The following is a 16995-nucleotide window of genomic DNA, read 5'->3' on the forward strand; positions in this document are numbered from 1 at the left end:
TATAGGAGTTATTGGATGAAAAAACCTTTGCTTGTTTTGACTGCATTGTCTTTGAGCTTAAGCTCAGCCCTTGCCCCTCTTCCAGCAACCGCCGCACTGCCTTTTAGCGTCAGTGGACAGGAGTTGCCGAGCTTAGCGCCAATGCTCGAACGTGTTACCCCTGCGGTCGTCAGTATCGCGGTTGAAGGTAAACAGGTAGAACGCTCGCGTATTCCCGATCAATTTCAATTCTTTTTTGGTCCTGATTTCCCAACAGAACAAGTTCGTGAACGTCCATTCCGTGGTTTAGGTTCTGGTGTCATCATTAATGCCAATAAAGGCTATATCGTGACGAACTACCACGTCATCAAAGGCGCTGATGAGATACGAATTCAGCTTCACGATGGTCGTGAATACGATGCCGAGTTAATTGGTGGCGATGAGATGTCCGATGTTGCTCTGCTTAAAGTCGATGGCGCTAAAGACTTAACCGAGATTAAGCTCGCCGATTCCGACAAGTTACGTGTGGGTGATTTCAGCGTCGCCATTGGTAACCCATTTGGTTTGGGACAGACAGTGACGTCCGGCATTGTTTCAGCCTTAGGTCGTAGTGGTTTGAACATTGAAAACTTCGAAAACTTTATTCAAACCGACGCGGCAATTAACAGCGGCAACTCCGGTGGTGCGCTCGTCAACCTCAATGGTGAACTGATCGGCATCAATACGGCGATTCTCGGCCCCAATGGCGGCAACGTTGGTATTGGCTTCGCCATTCCATCGAATATGATGAAGAACTTAACTGACCAAATCTTGGAATTTGGTGAAGTCAAACGTGGCATGTTAGGCGTTCAAGGTGGCGAAATCACCTCTGAGCTGGCTGAGGCGCTGGGCTATAACTCGAGCAAAGGTGCATTTGTCAGCCAAGTGGTTCCTGACTCCGCCGCAGATAAAGCCGGCATCAAGGCGGGCGACATCATTGTGTCTCTCAATGGTAAGAAAATCGATACCTTCTCTGAGCTAAGAGCCAAAATTGCAACACTCGGGGCTGGCAAAGAAATCGAGCTTGGCGTGGTGCGTGATGGTAAGGATAAGCGCTTTGATGTCACTTTGGGTGAGTCGCAACAAACCAAGGCCAAAGCCGATAAAATGCACGAAGGCCTTGCTGGTGCTGAGTTGGCTAATACCACGTCAGACGATCGCATTGCTGGCGTTAAAGTGATCAACGTGGCAGATAACTCGCCAGCGGCACAATACCAGTTACAAAAAGACGACATCATTATCGGTGTCAACCGTCAGCGAGTGAAAAATCTCGCCGATTTCCGTGCCATTGTTGAAAAACAAACTGGTGTGCTTGCGCTCAATATCCAACGTGGTGAGCGCACTATCTATTTAGTCATTCGCTAAGTAAACATATCGCCTCAATGATGATCGAGCATACAAAGGGCAGTCCTAAAGTGGGCTGCCCTTTTATTATTCAATCAGGTAATGCTATTCTCTGCTTTCTGTTCTAACTTTGTGACTTCTGTGGAGAGGGCATGCTCAACTTTCTTATGCGTTCCGTCGTTTTAGGGCTGGTGACAGCTTTGCTGGTGTTACTCGCTGTTCCCTCTCTTCGTAGTAATGTGATTACAACCACGCTGGATGTATCACCACAAGATGCCAGTTCTCTGCAAATCTCATTTAATCAGGCGGTGAGAAATGCTGCGCCTGCAGTGGTCAATATTTACAGCCGAAAATACGTTGAAAACGACCGTAGCAAGCTGTCAACGCAAGGGTTGGGTTCTGGTGTCATCGTCAGTGAAAAAGGCTATATCATTACCAACTACCATGTGGTCGCCCAAGCCGATCAAATCGTTGTGGCGTTGCAAGATGGCCGAGTCGCCGCCGCGCAATTGGTGGGCAAAGATCGTCGCACTGACATCGCCATTTTGCGCATAGAAGGCAACAACTTACCTGTCATTCCATTAAATTCAAACTACAAAGCCAAAGTTGGCGATGTGGTGTTGGCGATAGGTAATCCCTATAACCTCGGGCAAACCACCACCTTTGGCATTATTTCGGCCACTGGCCGCTCTTCCATCAGTGCCGATGGCAGACAAGCTTTTATTCAGACCGATGCTGCGATCAACGAAGGCAACTCAGGTGGTGCTTTAGTCAATACCAAAGGCGAGCTGGTTGGTATCAACACCGCCTCTTTTCAGCAAGCCACTGATCTGGAAACTTATGGTATTTCTTTCGCCATCCCTTTCCCTCTGGCAAATAAAATCATGGAAAAGATCATTGCCGATGGCCGAGTGATCCGAGGTTATATTGGTATTGATGGGCAAGACATTAATGCGGTGACTGCACGTTTGCTTGGCAATGAACATATTGGTGGTATCGTCGTATTGGGCGTCGATCCCAACGGCCCGGCAGCAAACGCCGGTTTTGAAGCACAAGACATTATCTTAAGTATTGATGACAAGAAGATCCAAGGTCGTCAGAGTGTGATGGATATTGTGACCGACCTACGTCCGGGGACAACCGTCGATGTCGGTATCATCCGCAAAGGACAAGAGATGACTCTCAAAGTGACGATTGCGGAAGATAACCGAGAAATCTAATCTCAATCCAAACGATGCAATCCGAGTGATAAAAAGAACCCCAAGACTAGGCTTGGGGTTCTTTTTCTGCTTCTATTACGCGTCAGTAGCCGTTTCTGAGCCATCCGATGAGTCACTTTGCTCGAGCTCAATACGAGTGACTCGCTGCAAGCCACGTGGCAATAAACCACCTCGACGGCCTCGCTCTCCACGGAAGTTATCCAGATCAGCAGGCTTCAAGCCCAACTTACGTTTGCCTGCATACAGCGTCAGTGAAGCGCCTTTTGGCAAAGCAATCAAATGCGACAGGATCTCTTCTTTCGCTTTGGCTTTCGCCGCTGGAATATTGATGATCTTATTCCCTTTACCCTTACCCAGTTGTGGCAAGTCTTTAATTGGGAACATCAACATACGGCCTTGGTTGGTAATGGCAAGAATATCGTCATTGTCCAGATCCAATACCGCCGATGGGGTCATCACTTCTGCGTTTTCAGGCAACGACACCAGCGCTTTACCACTGCGGTTTTTCGACAACAAATCACTGCCTTTACACACGAAGCCGTAACCCGCATCAGAGCCAATCAGCCACAGCTGTTCTTCTTCACCCATGATCACTTGGCGAATACTGCTTCCTGGCGTGATGTTGAGGCGGCCAGTAATCGGCTCACCTTGACCGCGAGCCGAAGGCAGTGTGTGCGATTCTAATGAGTAACTGCGGCCATCTGAACCAAGCAGTACCGCTTGCTGGTTACTCTTACCACACGCATGCGCCAGATAGCTGTCACCCGCTTTGTAGCTCAGCCCCTGACAATCCACTTCATGACCTTTGGCGTGACGAATCCAACCTTTCTCTGACAAGACAACGGTGATCGCTTCATTCGGCATCAGGTCACGTTCAGTCAGTGCTTTCGCTTCTTCACGAACCACTAGCGGAGAACGGCGATCATCACCAAATTTCTCGGCATCGGCACGGATCTCTTTTTTCAGCAAGGTATTCAGACGACGCTCAGAACCCAGTAACTCTTCCAGCTTCTTACGTTCTTTTTCCAGCTCATCTTGTTCACCGCGGATCTTCATCTCTTCCAATTTGGCTAAGTGACGAAGTTTGGTATCCAGAATCGCATCGGCTTGAATATCGGTAATGCCAAATCTGGCCATCAATACCGCTTTAGGATCGTCTTCTGTACGAATGATCTCAATCACCTCATCGATGTTGAGATACGCGATCAACAAACCTTCCAAGATGTGCAAGCGAGCCAGCACTTTATCAAGACGGTATTGCAAGCGTGAACGTACCGTTTCGCGACGGAAAGTGATCCATTCCGTCAAAATCTGCACCAAGCCTTTCACTTGTGGGCGGTTGTCGAGACCAATCATGTTTAAGTTAACACGATAGCTCTTCTCCAAATCAGTGGACGCAAACAAGTGGTTCATTAACTGGTCGCAATCAACGCGATTTGAGCGCGGTACAATCACAATACGAGTTGGGTTTTCGTGGTCAGACTCATCACGCAAGTCTTCCACCATTGGCAATTTTTTCGCGCGCATTTGCGCAGCAATTTGCTCAAGCAGCTTGGCCCCTGAGACTTGATGTGGGAGCGCCGTGATAACGATGTCACTGCCCTCTTTGCACCAAACCGCGCGCATTTTCACGCTGCCACGGCCACTGCGGTACATTTTTTCCAGATCGCTACTTGGGGTAATAATCTCTGCTTCTGTCGGGAAATCAGGCCCTTTGACGTACTGCATTAAATCCATCAGCGGTGCAGCTGGATTATCAATCAAATGAATGGTGGCATCCGCAACTTCACGTACGTTATGAGGAGGAATGTCCGTCGCCATACCCACCGCAATGCCTGTCACACCATTGAGAAGGATGTGAGGCAAACGTGCTGGCAGCATTTTTGGCTCTTTCATCGTGCCATCAAAGTTAGGCTGCCACTCGACCGTGCCTTGACCAAGCTCTCCCAGAAGCACATCGGCAAATTTCGACAATTTGGCTTCGGTATAACGCATCGCAGCGAAGGATTTCGGATCATCCGGCGCCCCCCAGTTACCTTGACCGTCCACCAACGGATAGCGGTATGAGAATGGCTGTGCCATCAGAACCATCGCTTCATAACACGCAGAGTCGCCATGCGGATGGTACTTACCCAACACGTCACCCACGGTACGCGCTGATTTTTTATATTTTGCCGCCGCCGAAAGCCCAAGCTCCGACATCGCGTAGATAATACGTCGTTGAACCGGTTTCAGACCGTCACCAATATAAGGCAACGCACGATCCATAATGACGTACATCGAATAGTTTAGATAAGCATCTTCGGTGAACTTGCGCATTGGCAATTGTTCGACGCCATCATAAGTAATTTCTGTAGACATCTATTAAACCTCTGCCATATCGCCGTTGTTTTGTAACCAGCTACGACGGTCATCTGCGCGTTTCTTACCCAGCAGCATGTCCATCATTTCCATGGTCGCATCGGAGTCATCAATGGTCAGTTGCACCAGACGACGCGTGTTGGGATCCATCGTGGTTTCACGCAACTGCAGTGGGTTCATCTCACCCAGACCTTTGAATCGTTGCACGTTGATTTTGGCGCGCTTCTGGCTTAGGCGCTCTAATACGCCATCTTTTTCTGCATCATCCAGCGCATAGAACACCTCTTTGCCACAGTCGATACGATACAGTGGTGGCATTGCTACGTAGATATGACCGGCTTCAACTAGCGCGCGGAAATGACGTGTGAATAGCGCACACAAGAGTGTCGCAATGTGCAGACCATCCGAGTCCGCATCGGCAAGGATACAGATTTTGCCGTAACGCAGCCCTTCAAGATTGTCGCTATCTGGATCAATCCCTAGTGCAACAGAAATATCGTGCACTTCTTGAGACGCCAATACTTGATCGGCAGAGACTTCCCAAGTATTTAAGATTTTACCCCGCAGCGGCATCACGGCTTGGAACTCACGATCACGCGCTTGCTTGGCACTGCCGCCTGCCGAATCCCCTTCCACGAAGAAGATTTCAGTACGAGCTAAGTCTTGCACGGAACAATCGGTCAACTTACCTGGCAAAGCTGGGCCTGATGCAATCTTTTTACGCACGACCTTCTTGCTCGCACGCATACGACGATGGGCGTTCGCAATACACACTTCCGCAAGTTGCTCAGCAAGTTGTGGCTTTTCATTTAACCACAAGCTAAAGGTGTCTTTTACCACCCCAGAGACAAACGCCGCGGTTTGACGAGAAGAAAGGCGCTCTTTGGTTTGGCCGGCAAACTGCGGATCTTGCATCTTCACCGACAGTACGTAAGAACAGCGGTCGAAAACGTCTTCGCCCGTTAACTTCACGCCACGGGGCAGTAAGTTGCGGAACTCACAGAACTCTCTCATCGCATCCAACAAACCTTGGCGCAAACCGTTCACATGCGTACCGCCTTGTGCGGTTGGGATCAGGTTAACATAGCTTTCGGTGATCATCTCACCGCCTTCTGGCTGCCAGATCACCGCCCAATCCGCAGCTTCTGTTTCTGCCGAGAATTGGCCTGTAAATGGTTCTTCAGGGAGTAAGGTGTAGCCCTTCACCCCTTCAATCAAATAGTCTTTCAAGCCATCTTGGTAGAGCCACTGATGCTCTTTACCATTCACACGGTCACTGAAAGTAATTTCCAAACCAGGGCAAAGAACCGCCTTCGCGCGCAAGTTATTCACTAAACGTGTGACCGAGAAATTTGGCGAATCAAAGTATTTGGTGTCTGGCCAGAAGTGCACGCTGGTACCGCGATTGCGACGACCACACGTTCCCGTCACGGTGAGATCCGACACTTTGTCACCATGTTCAAAAGCGATTTCGTAAACCTGACCATCTCGACGTACTGTCACTTCAACCCTTTTAGACAGGGCGTTCACCACCGAAATACCTACCCCGTGCAAACCACCAGAAAACTGATAGTTTTTGTTGGAGAATTTACCACCAGCGTGCAGCTTACATAGGATCAGCTCAACGCCCGAGACTTTCTCTTCTGGGTGGATATCGACTGGCATGCCTCGACCATCATCGATCACTTCCAGTGATTGGTCTGCATGTAGGATGACTTGTACTTTGGAGGCATGTCCGGCCAGCGCTTCATCGACACTGTTATCGATGACTTCTTGGCCCAAATGGTTCGGGCGCGCTGTATCCGTATACATCCCTGGTCGGCGACGTACTGGCTCTAAACCATTCAGTACTTCAATGGCACCAGCATTATATTGTTCAGTCATAATACGGAATCGTTCTCAATGTTTACCTGTTGTCTGAGCCTAGTTGGTCGCACTTTTGCACCAACTGGCGACAACGAAAAAGCTACCCTGTTACTCACAGAGCGTGACTCTGTGCGTTTCACGGTAGCTGTATTCGGAGAAACATAGTCGGAAAGCAGTGCGACTATGTCAAGAAACGGTTGGATATCAGAGGTAAAATTATGAGCCCCTCCTAATCCTGTCTCTGAGTGGTAGCGTTACAAACCAAGAAAGTGAATGATTCGCTCTGGATAGCGTTCAAAGCCAACAAAACTATGATCGCCTCCCTCTTCTACCGTTTGTGCAGAACCTGCGTACTTTTCCACTGCCTGACGGTAGTCCAGCACTTCATCTTCGGTTTGCTGCAATAGCCAGAAAGATTCTGGATTCGCGACCTCTTTTACCTCAAGCGCTTTCAATTCGTCAATATGACGCGCTTCGAGTGTATAGCTTTCATGCGTATATGGGTTAGTTTGTGGCCCTAGATAGTCAGCCAGCAGCTCATATGGCTTCACCGCCGGATTGACAACCACGGCGCGAAAGCCAAACTCGGCATTGAGCCAAGTCGACAAATAACCACCGAGCGAGCTCCCCACCAAACCAATACGATGAGTAGTTTTATGTTGCTGAACGATCTCTAGCAAACACTCTGCAGCCGCTTGCGGAAAACTCGGTAACTGCGGCACCACAACCTTGATGTCGGGTCGGTGTTGCTCGCAATATTCACGCATCAGATTGGCTTTCATCGATAACGGCGAACTGTTAAAACCATGAATGTACAGCAGCAATGAAGGCTTAGGATGGCTCATATTAGTAACCACTTGAGGTAAAGTCAGGTAAAAAACTGCCTGAAGCTAGGCGTTGCACTTGAGTGGTGATCTCACCATTGGCGTGCAGTGTTAATTCGCGCCATCCGGGTGAAACCGTGTCGAGCGCAAAATCGTCAGATTTCGGTTTGAACTGAACACATGTCGATGGGGTTGCCATCACACGGATGCCTTTATGCATCACATTCATATCTTGATGAACGTGACCACACACAATGCCTTTCACCATCGGAAAACGTTCAACAATTTGCCAAAACGCCTCTGCATCTTTCAAGGTATGCTGATCTAACCAAGCACTGCCGACCAGCAGTGGATGGTGGTGAAGTAAAATTAAGGTGTTTTTCTCTGGCGACGCTTGCAAATGATGCTCCAGCATCAACAACTGTTGATCACTGAGGCGACCATGTGGCACACCGACGACTTGGGAATCCAGCAAAATCAGTTGCCAATGAGCATTGAGCTCCACCTGCTCCGGCGTAGTAATTTGGGGGGAAGGTAAAACACTCGACATATTGGGTTTATAGTCGTGGTTACCTGGCAACCAAAAACAGGCTTTCTCTAGTGGCGCAATTCCGTCAGCAAAACGCTGGTAGGAGGCCGCACTATGGTCTTGAGAAATGTCACCGGTTGCTAATAGATAGTCAAACTCAACATGGCGCGCCATCACTTGCTCGACAACGGCCTGAAAACTTTGGAGTGTTTTAACACTCAGCAAACTGCCCTCATCCGATGCAAAGAGATGAGTATCCGTAATCTGTAACAGCTTAATACTGTTCTCGCTGAGCGTATCACTGGATGTATGTTGCAAAATGAAAACCTGACTCTGTTATTCTTCTTTAAATGTTATTGGGGTTCGGCTAATACCGCTTTTTAAACAAAACGTCAGCCACTCGCCAAGAAACGCATTCAATTGATGCTTTTCATCTTTCTGCATCAACTTTTCATTTGGGTAGTCGTATTTCGCTTTGAATCGAACATGCTCACCACTCGAGAGCACTTCCGCGACTCTGGCATCGTGATAAAGCCTGACAGACATCGTAGGTAAAGGAAATAACGGTATGTCATCACTCTGACATATCTCCACTATGGTGGTGTATTTTGTGACCTCTTTCACTGTCATTTGGTAGATCATGTTTACAACTTGATAACAGCGAACATCACCCACTTCAGCGTTGAACGGCAGCAAAGCATTTAATTTGGCATAATTGGTTTCATAGGTTCTCATTAACCCTGCCAAATCAACATAATAAGGTTGTTTTGCTGCTGCTAAACCCATCACTCAATCTCCAACCACTGTGACTTTAACTGCAAGTGATTTAACTCTAACCATTGTAAGGCGATAATTGAGGCACCATTCTCGATTTTGCCTTGTTTGACCAAATCGTAGGCTTGCTCACGTGTCATCACATGCACACGGATATCTTCATCTTCATAGTCTAAACCATGAATGCCATGCGCTTTAGAGGCATCCACTTCACCGATAAAAACATCCAGCTTTTCTGAACACCCACCCGCTGAAGGATAATACGAAACCACCGAAACAAGTTGTCCGACTTCTAGGCCAGCTTCTTCTTGCGCCTCTCGACGCACGACATCATCCGCCGATTCATCACGATCGATCATGCCTGCGACAATTTCCAACTGCCAAGGATGCTGATGCTCCAGTGCTCCGACACGAATTTGTTCAATTAACACCACTTGATCACGAATAGGATCGTAAGGAAGCATTGCAGCAGCATGACCACGTTCAAACATTTCGCGTTCGATCACATTGCTCCACCCACCGGCAAATAACTTATGACGGAAGCGGTACTTGATCATCTTGAAGAATCCCTGAAAGAGTGGCTCTTTTGAGAGAACCTCTACATCTTCTGGAGTAAAAACAGCGTGTTGTTTGTCATCCTGTTGCATTTCGCACCTCACTGAGTGAATCTTGTAGTTTACTCACTGTTTAAACATGACTCAAAGGACATTGCTCAACTTTTTATATAATTGTTCTAAAAATTTTTAGGTTTAAACAATTCATTTATTGCACAACTGGACAGTTAAAGATAAAAAGTGCAGAATTTAGGGCAAATATCCAGCAACTTGAGTTAAACTCTTGAGAATTAATCAAACTATACATGGCGAGAATGGAAAATGAAAAAACTGCTTCCACTACTTATTGGTGCAGCGCTAGGTAGCCTGAGTTCTTCAGTGTGGGCTGATTCCTTGGCAGAAATCTATGATCTGGCAAAGCAAAACGATCCACAGTTATTGAGCGTACAAGCTAAACGTGACGCCGCATTTGAAGCGGTCACTTCTAGCCGTAGTACCTTATTACCGCAAATTAATTTAACCGCTGGTTATAACCTAAAACGCGGTGATACGGATCTTGATGCTGGGGCGACGATCGATAATGACCAAAATGCATTAACTGCTGGGATTAATTTCTCTCAGGAACTGTATCAGCGTTCGTCTTGGATCACGCTAGACAACGCAGAGAAAACCGCTCGTCAAGCAGATGCAGCATACGCAGCGACGCAACAGGGTTTGATCTTAAGAACCGCGCAAGCGTACTTTGAGGTGCTAAAAGCGCAAGACAACTTAGAATTTGTCCGTGCAGAAAAAGCGGCGGTTGCTCGTCAGCTAGAGCAAACCAAACAACGTTTTGAAGTGGGTCTCTCGGCCATTACAGACGTGCATGACGCCCAAGCGCAATACGATGGCGTATTAGCTGACGAAGTTCTGGCCGAAAACAGCCTAACCAACAGTTATGAAGCGTTGCGTGAAATCACAGGTCAAGAGCATAAAAACCTGAACGTGTTAGATACCAAGCGTTTCTCAGCAAGCCGCTCAAATGCTTCAGCTGAAACCTTGATCGAAGAAGCGCAAGAGAAAAACCTAAGCTTACTGTCAGCGCGTATCACAAAAGACATCGCCAAAGACAACATTTCTCTGGCCAGTTCAGGCCACTTACCGTCATTAACCTTAGACGGTGGCTACAACTACGCAGACGTTAGTAACAGTGCACAAAGTGATGGTACAACCAATAATTTCAATGTGGGTGTAAATCTCGTTGTTCCACTCTATACCGGTGGTAATACAACGTCGCAAACCAAACAAGCTGAGTTTAATTACGTCTCTGCGAGCCAAGATCTTGAAGCCACTTATCGCGGTGTCGTGAAAGAAGTGCGAGCGCAAAACAACAACATCAATGCCTCAATCGGCGCACTTCGTGCGTATGAGCAATCTGTTGTTTCTGCGCGTTCAGCATTAGAAGCAACCGAAGCAGGCTTTGATGTGGGTACTCGTACTATTGTGGATGTCCTTGATGCCACTCGTCGCCTTTACGATGCCAACAAAAACCTATCGAATGCACGCTACAACTACATCTTGAGTGTACTGCAACTTCGTCAGGCGGTGGGTACACTGAGCGAGCAAGATGTACTGGATGTTGATGCTGGTTTGATTGCGAAAAAGTAATCGAAGCCACAAACGCATAAAGAGACACACGCATAAAGAAAAGGGTGACAGCAATGTCACCCTTTTTTGTCTCATATTGATGATGTGTACCGCTCATTGAAAAGCGATGTGGTTAACCGCGTCCGCCTTTGATTGCATCAATGATCTCTGTGGTTGAACAGCCATCTTCAAAGTTCAGGACTTTTACTTCACCGCCCGCAGCAATCACCTCTTTGCCACCAGCGATATCTTCTGGCTTGTAATCGCCGCCTTTAACCAACAGATCCGGAAGCACTTCTGAAATCAAACGTTGTGGCGTGTCTTCACTAAACGGCACCACCCAATCAACAGCACCTAAGCCCGCGAGCACGGCCATACGACGATCGGTTGGATTCACAGGACGGCCAGGACCTTTCAGGCGTTTCACCGACTCATCGGTATTCACGGCAACAATCAGGCGGTCACCCAATTTTGCTGCGTTATTTAGGTAAGAAACATGGCCTGCATGAAGGATGTCGAAGCAGCCATTAGTCATGACTACTTTCTCGCCTTTAGCTTGCGCCGCTTTCACCGCATCAATCAGTGCCGCTTCGGCAATCACACCGAAATCGGTATCACGGCTGCCATGAATGGCTTCTGCTAATTCGATGGTCGATAACGTTGAAGTACCTAGCTTACCGACTACGACACCCGCCGCCGCATTAGCCAATGCACATGCTTCATCAAGCGGTTTACCTGCTGCAACTGAGGCCGCTAAGACAGAAATCACCGTATCGCCTGCACCTGTCACGTCGTACACTTCTTTGGCTTGAGTTGGCAAGTGGAATGGCTTCTGATCTGGACGAACCAATGTCATGCCATGCTCACTGCGCGTCACCAGCAGCGCTCCAAGTTCAAACTTTTCAATCAAGCCTAATGCTTTTTCCACCAAGTCATCGTCGGATGTCACTTTGCCGACCACCGCCTCAAACTCAGACATGTTTGGCGTTAGCAGAGTAGCGCCACGATAAGGTTCAAAGTTGGTGCCTTTCGGATCGATAAACACGGGAACATTGGCCGCACGGGCTTTCGCGATCAAAGCTTCAACGTGCTCTAACGCCCCTTTTGCATAATCAGACAGAATCACCGCCTGCACGTGAGGCAGAGCGCGCTCCATACGTGTTAGGACCAACTCAGGATCGGTGCCTTCAAACTTGTCTTCAAAATCTAAGCGAATCAATTGCTGACCACGGCTCATCACACGCAGTTTGGTGATGGTTGGGTATTCAGGAAGCGCAACAAAATCGCATTTTACTTTTAACGAATTCAGGGTTTCAGTCAGCACTTTCGCTGGCTCATCCATCCCGGTTAAACCCACAATGCGCGCATGACCACCAAGCGAGGCAATGTTCATTGCGACGTTTGCCGCTCCGCCTGGGCGCTCTTCATTGTTCTCTACTTTTACAACAGGTACAGGGGCTTCTGGTGAAATACGACTTGTTGGGCCATACCAGTAACGGTCTAGCATCACATCGCCAATGATCAGTACACCTGCATTGTTGTAATCAGGTAGGATTGGTTTCATTCTCGGTCTCCAATTTTTTTGCTGCGCTGAGTGTAACACAGCCTTTATCGGGTCTAAATAGTTGAGGATTCAAGCCACTCTTGCCAAGCTTTGCTGACCCCTTGGCGCAACGCAACAAACTTATCGAGAGCAACATCGGCATCTAAGTTGAGCAAATTACGTCGGTGAATCTCATCGCGCATCGTTGTGTAAGCTTGAGTGAGTAGCATCGCCTGCGCTTCTTCCATCACCCCTTGAGCAATCAAGGTTTCAAAGATGCGCACGTTATCGCACCAACGTGTCAACTTAGGCTTTTCAGCACTGTAGTTCAACACCAGGTATTGAGCCAAAAACTCGATATCGGTGATCCCGCCCTGATCTTGCTTCAACATAAAGCGATCGGATTTTTTCCCGCCAAGATGATCACGCATTTTCGCACGCATATCAGCGACCTCTTTTTGCAGCTTGGCTTGCTCACGCGGTTTGGCCAGCACTTGGTGGCGCACTCGGTGGAACTCACTGGCAAGGTGTTCATCACCATAAATCATACGAGCGCGCACTAATGCTTGGTGTTCCCACGTCCAGGCATCATTATGCTGATATTCTTCAAAGGCATCGACAGGGCAAACCAACAAGCCAGAAGCACCGGAAGGGCGTAAGCGCGTATCGACTTCATACAAAATGCCCGACGCCGTTCGCGTTGAGAAAATATGGATGATGCGCTGCGCTAAGCGCAGATAAAACTGACGCCCATCGATCTCTTTCTTACCATCGGTATAAACGTTCACCGGGCAATCATGCAGGAAAACAACATCGAGATCCGAATTGTAGCCTAACTCCCAACCACCCACTTTGCCGTAGCCGACGACCGCAAAGCCTTTACCCTCACGATCTTTAAGGTGCGTTGGTTCGCCATATTTCTCCGCGACCTGTTGCCAAGCTTGATGTACCACCGCTTCAACAATCGCTTCTGCCAAGTAGGTTAAGTGATCACTCACTTTCATGACGGGCAAGACACCCGCAATGTCTGCCGCGGCAATGCGTAAGCTACAAATCTGTTTGAACTGACGCAGCGCGTCCATCTGCTGTTCAACGTCGTCCTCTGGGATTCGCGCCAGAAAATCACGCAGTTCGGTGCGATAGGCATCAAGTGCAATCGGGTTGTACAACTGCTGTGGGTCGATCAATTCATCCAACAAAATAGGGTAACGTGCGAGCTGCTCAGAAATCATCGGGCTGGCCGTACACAGACGCACCAACTGCGTTAATGCCGCAGGGTGCTCATCGAGCAGCTCAAGGTAAGTGGTACGAGTGGCGATGTTGTGCAGCAAATGCAAAACGCGTGGTAAGCCAAATTGTGCATCGGCATCGGCAAAGATGGCTGAAAAAAGTTTTGGCATCAGTCGATTGAGCACTTCTCGCCCGCGAGGCCCTAAGGTTTTCTTGGCCAGATCCGCCTTAAATTGAATGATTTGCTCTGACATCGTGGCGGCATTTTGGCAAGCCAAGTCATTTTGTAGAATCTGCTCAATCACCTCTGGGTTATGGGCCATATCCCACAACTCATTAAAATGACGTTCCACCGGGCTCACTTCATCTTCTTCATCACCGATCAGGGTAACAAATACAGCATGCACTTTTGCCATGTGTTGCTGCACATCATTTTGCAACGCTTGCCACTGCGAATAGCCCATCGCCACCGCTAAAGCGAGCTGTTCTAATTCGTTATCAGGTAAGGTTTGCGTCTGTTTATCTGCCATCGCTTGCAATAGGTTTTCTAAGCGTCGTAAATACTTGTAAGCCTCAACAAGATGACACACTTGCGCCTCTTCCAGCAATTGCAGTTGCTTAATTGCCTCTAGCGTCACCAATAGGCCACGCTGGCGCAAAGCAGGTTCACGCCCACCACGGATCAGTTGGAAAACTTGGGCGATAAACTCAATTTCACGAATACCCCCCGCCCCCAGTTTGATGTTGTTGCTTAAGCCGCGACGACGTACTTCACTGCTGATCATTGATTTCATCCGACGCAGCGATTGAATGGCACTGAAGTCGATATAGCGACGGAAAACAAACGGCCTGAGCATCTGACGCAGCTCTTGGTATTCAGGGTACATTTCACGCCCCATCACCCGCGCTTTGATCATCGCGTAGCGTTCCCAATCTCGCCCCTGCTCTTGGTAGTAATCTTCCAAAGCCGCATAACTCATCACTAATGGGCCACTTTCGCCAAACGGGCGTAAGCGCATGTCGACTCGATAACAGAAACCATCAAAGGTCTGCTGATCCAGCGCTTTAATAAGGCGTTGCCCCAAACGAGTGAAAAACTGTGCATTGGCGATGCTGCGACGTGCACCTTGTGTCTCACCATTTTCAGGATAAGTAAAAATCAAATCGATGTCGGAGGAGAAGTTAAGTTCGCCGCCTCCCAGTTTCCCCATCCCAATGATTAACATCGGTTGCGCTTCGCCTTGCGCATTGGTCGGGGTTCCCCACTCTTTGCAGCAGAGTTGATATTGCCATTGGTATGTTTCAAAAATCATTGCCTCGGCCAACTCCGAAAGATGGCTTAAGGATTCCTCAAGACTCCAAGCCTGAGTAAAATCTTTCCAAGCGATGTAGACCATTTCTCGGTTACGAAATTGACGCAAAACTCGGTGGCCCGCCACTTCATCATGACACGCTTGCAACTGCTCAGCCAAACGAGTTCGATAAGCTTCTTGTCGGCTTTCTTGCGCCAACATCTCTGGAAGACTCTCGGCCAATTGAGCATCACGCTGAACCGTTTCCACCACAAACTTGCTCAGTCCTGAAATAAACTGAAACTGTGTGATGAGCGCTTGCGGCCAGTGTTCAAGATAACCAGACTGCTGGGCATTTTGCATTGCCAGTTCAGCGACGGGGATCAAAGGGGATGGCAGCGACATTTTTCTTCCTTGTTCTTGTTGAGCGGTTGTTCTTATTTATATCAGACTTACTGCAATAAAAAACGCCCACATGAGTAATGTGGGCGTTTCATTGTGACTAAAACCTTAGACTTTGAAAGATTTGATTTTCTTATCTAACTCTTCCGCGTTGCCTTGCATCATTTCCGAGGTTTCCAGCAGCTCACTGACCACCACAACCGATGCTTCCACTAGCTCACGCACATTGGAAAGATTTTGGTCCATTTCCGCGGCAACACTGCTCTGCTGGCCAGCTGCCGTCGCGATTTGTAAGTTCATGTCATTGATGCTGGTTACCTGACCAACAATGCCATCCAGTTCCGTTCCGGCGTTGGACACCAACTCAACGCCTTCCGCCGCTTGCACCACACTCTTCTCCATGAGGTCAACGGCACTGCTGGCACTGGTTTGCAGCTGAGTGATCATGTCTTGAATTTCTACCGTTGCCGTTTGAGTGCGCTGAGCCAGGTTGCGAACTTCGTCGGCAACAACGGCAAAGCCACGACCCGCTTCACCAGCACGAGCAGCTTCAATCGCGGCGTTCAGTGCCAACAAGTTGGTCTGTTCTGAAATGCCTTGAATGGTGCCAACCACACTACCAATGGCACCGACTCGCTCTTCCACTTGGTTCACGGCTTGAGCTGAAGAAGCAATGTCTGACGACAATTGACTCATTTTCGACACTGTACCTTGCAAGAATTGCTGGCCCTTTTTCGCTTGTTGCGAGGCTTGCTCGGTCAAACTCGACGCATTGTTGGCGTGATCGGCCACGGTTTGTACCGTCGAGGTCATTTCGCTCATCGCCGTCGCCAGTTGATCAATTTCATTGAACTCTTCTTGTGCCGACTCTTTGGTTTCCGACATGCTCAGTGTCATCACTTCCGTCAAGCCGGCCAGCTCATCAGAGGCGTTGATTTGCATTTTGATCATATCGTGCAATTGCTGACGGGTTTTCTCCAGCTCACGCGCCACATCGCCATATTCATCTTTACAAGCCATGCCAAACGGAACCGAAAGGTTTCTTTGCGCCATTAATTTGATCGCATCATTTAAATAGCGAGTTTGACGCAGCATCACGCTGGCAGCCGCCATCAAAAGAACCACAAACACAACAATCAATAAGCCCGTTTGCCAAGCCACTTGAACCATGTATTCATCGTAATGTTGTTGCGCGAGTTGCTCATTTTGCGTTGCCGCCAACAAAGCTTGATAGAAGGTGCTGGCATCCCAAAGCTGTTTGCCAACAATCAAAACGGTACTGAACACCATCAGCAAAATCATTTTGGGAACGAGGCGAATGTCAGAGATCACCCTTTCCCAGGGCTTAAAAGCCAGCTTTTCCATTGTTGTTTCTCCACCAGTTCTTTTATAGTCGTATCAAGAAGATGTTG

General features: G+C 48.4%; 11 protein-coding genes and 1 pseudogene. 3 read left to right on the forward strand and 9 right to left on the reverse strand.

What is annotated here, in order from left to right; genetic code table 11:
• Positions 1 to 15 precede the first annotated feature (15 nt).
• Positions 16 to 1383 carry a DegQ family serine endoprotease gene (locus VV1_RS02925; RefSeq protein ID WP_011078687.1) on the forward strand — a complete coding sequence of 456 codons (1368 nt, stop codon included), beginning with the start codon at positions 16 to 18 and terminating at the stop codon, positions 1381 to 1383.
• Between the two features lie 131 nt (positions 1384 to 1514).
• Positions 1515 to 2582: an outer membrane-stress sensor serine endopeptidase DegS gene (gene degS / locus VV1_RS02930; protein WP_011078688.1), complete on the forward strand. Its 1068-nt coding sequence runs from the start codon at positions 1515 to 1517 to the stop codon at positions 2580 to 2582.
• A gap of 75 nt (positions 2583 to 2657) precedes the next feature.
• On the opposite strand, the gene parC is transcribed toward degS, so the two are convergent.
• The 6 genes from parC to nudF form a co-directional block, all read right to left on the reverse strand.
• Positions 2658 to 4943, reverse strand: a complete 2286-nt coding sequence (parC, locus tag VV1_RS02935; RefSeq protein WP_011078689.1) for a DNA topoisomerase IV subunit A — start codon at positions 4941 to 4943, stop codon at positions 2658 to 2660.
• A gap of 3 nt (positions 4944 to 4946) precedes the next feature.
• Positions 4947 to 6827, reverse strand: coding sequence for a DNA topoisomerase IV subunit B (gene parE, locus VV1_RS02940; RefSeq protein ID WP_011078690.1), 1881 nt, complete (start codon positions 6825 to 6827; stop codon positions 4947 to 4949).
• 236 nt (positions 6828 to 7063) lie between these two features.
• Positions 7064 to 7654 carry an esterase YqiA gene (gene yqiA / locus VV1_RS02945; protein ID WP_011078691.1) on the reverse strand — a complete coding sequence of 197 codons (591 nt, stop codon included), beginning with the start codon at positions 7652 to 7654 and terminating at the stop codon, positions 7064 to 7066.
• Position 7655: 1 nt separating this feature from the next.
• Positions 7656 to 8480 (reverse strand): 3',5'-cyclic-AMP phosphodiesterase, encoded by an 825-nt coding sequence (cpdA, locus tag VV1_RS02950; protein ID WP_011078692.1) that lies wholly within the window; start codon positions 8478 to 8480, stop codon positions 7656 to 7658.
• 18 nt (positions 8481 to 8498) lie between these two features.
• Complete coding sequence (locus VV1_RS02955; protein ID WP_011078693.1) at positions 8499 to 8948, reverse strand: DUF1249 family protein; 450 nt, start codon at positions 8946 to 8948, stop codon at positions 8499 to 8501.
• Positions 8948 to 9583, reverse strand: a complete 636-nt coding sequence (gene nudF, locus VV1_RS02960) for an ADP-ribose diphosphatase (RefSeq protein WP_011078694.1) — start codon at positions 9581 to 9583, stop codon at positions 8948 to 8950. Before nudF ends, VV1_RS02955 begins: the two co-directional genes overlap by 1 nt.
• Before the next feature lie 228 nt (positions 9584 to 9811).
• On the opposite strand from nudF, the gene tolC reads away from it, so the two are divergent.
• The gene (gene tolC, locus VV1_RS02965; RefSeq protein ID WP_011078695.1) at positions 9812 to 11137 is read left to right on the forward strand and encodes an outer membrane channel protein TolC; all 1326 of its coding nucleotides are present in this window, start codon (positions 9812 to 9814) and stop codon (positions 11135 to 11137) included.
• A 112-nt stretch (positions 11138 to 11249) separates the two neighbouring features.
• Here the strand turns inward: tolC and hldE are convergent, their stop codons facing one another.
• From hldE to VV1_RS02980, 3 genes and pseudogenes are all read right to left on the reverse strand, one after another.
• Entirely contained in the window at positions 11250 to 12680 is a 1431-nt protein-coding gene (gene hldE / locus VV1_RS02970; RefSeq protein ID WP_011078696.1) for a bifunctional D-glycero-beta-D-manno-heptose-7-phosphate kinase/D-glycero-beta-D-manno-heptose 1-phosphate adenylyltransferase HldE, read from the reverse strand.
• Between the two features lie 53 nt (positions 12681 to 12733).
• A pseudogene (gene glnE / locus VV1_RS02975) lies at positions 12734 to 15517 on the reverse strand (bifunctional [glutamate--ammonia ligase]-adenylyl-L-tyrosine phosphorylase/[glutamate--ammonia-ligase] adenylyltransferase); the annotation flags it as partial.
• 174 nt (positions 15518 to 15691) lie between these two features.
• Positions 15692 to 16948: a methyl-accepting chemotaxis protein gene (locus VV1_RS02980; protein WP_011078698.1), complete on the reverse strand. Its 1257-nt coding sequence runs from the start codon at positions 16946 to 16948 to the stop codon at positions 15692 to 15694.
• Positions 16949 to 16995 lie beyond the last annotated feature (47 nt).

The sequence above is a fragment of the Vibrio vulnificus CMCP6 genome, assembly GCF_000039765.1.
Lineage (GTDB): Bacteria > Pseudomonadota > Gammaproteobacteria > Enterobacterales > Vibrionaceae > Vibrio > Vibrio vulnificus_B.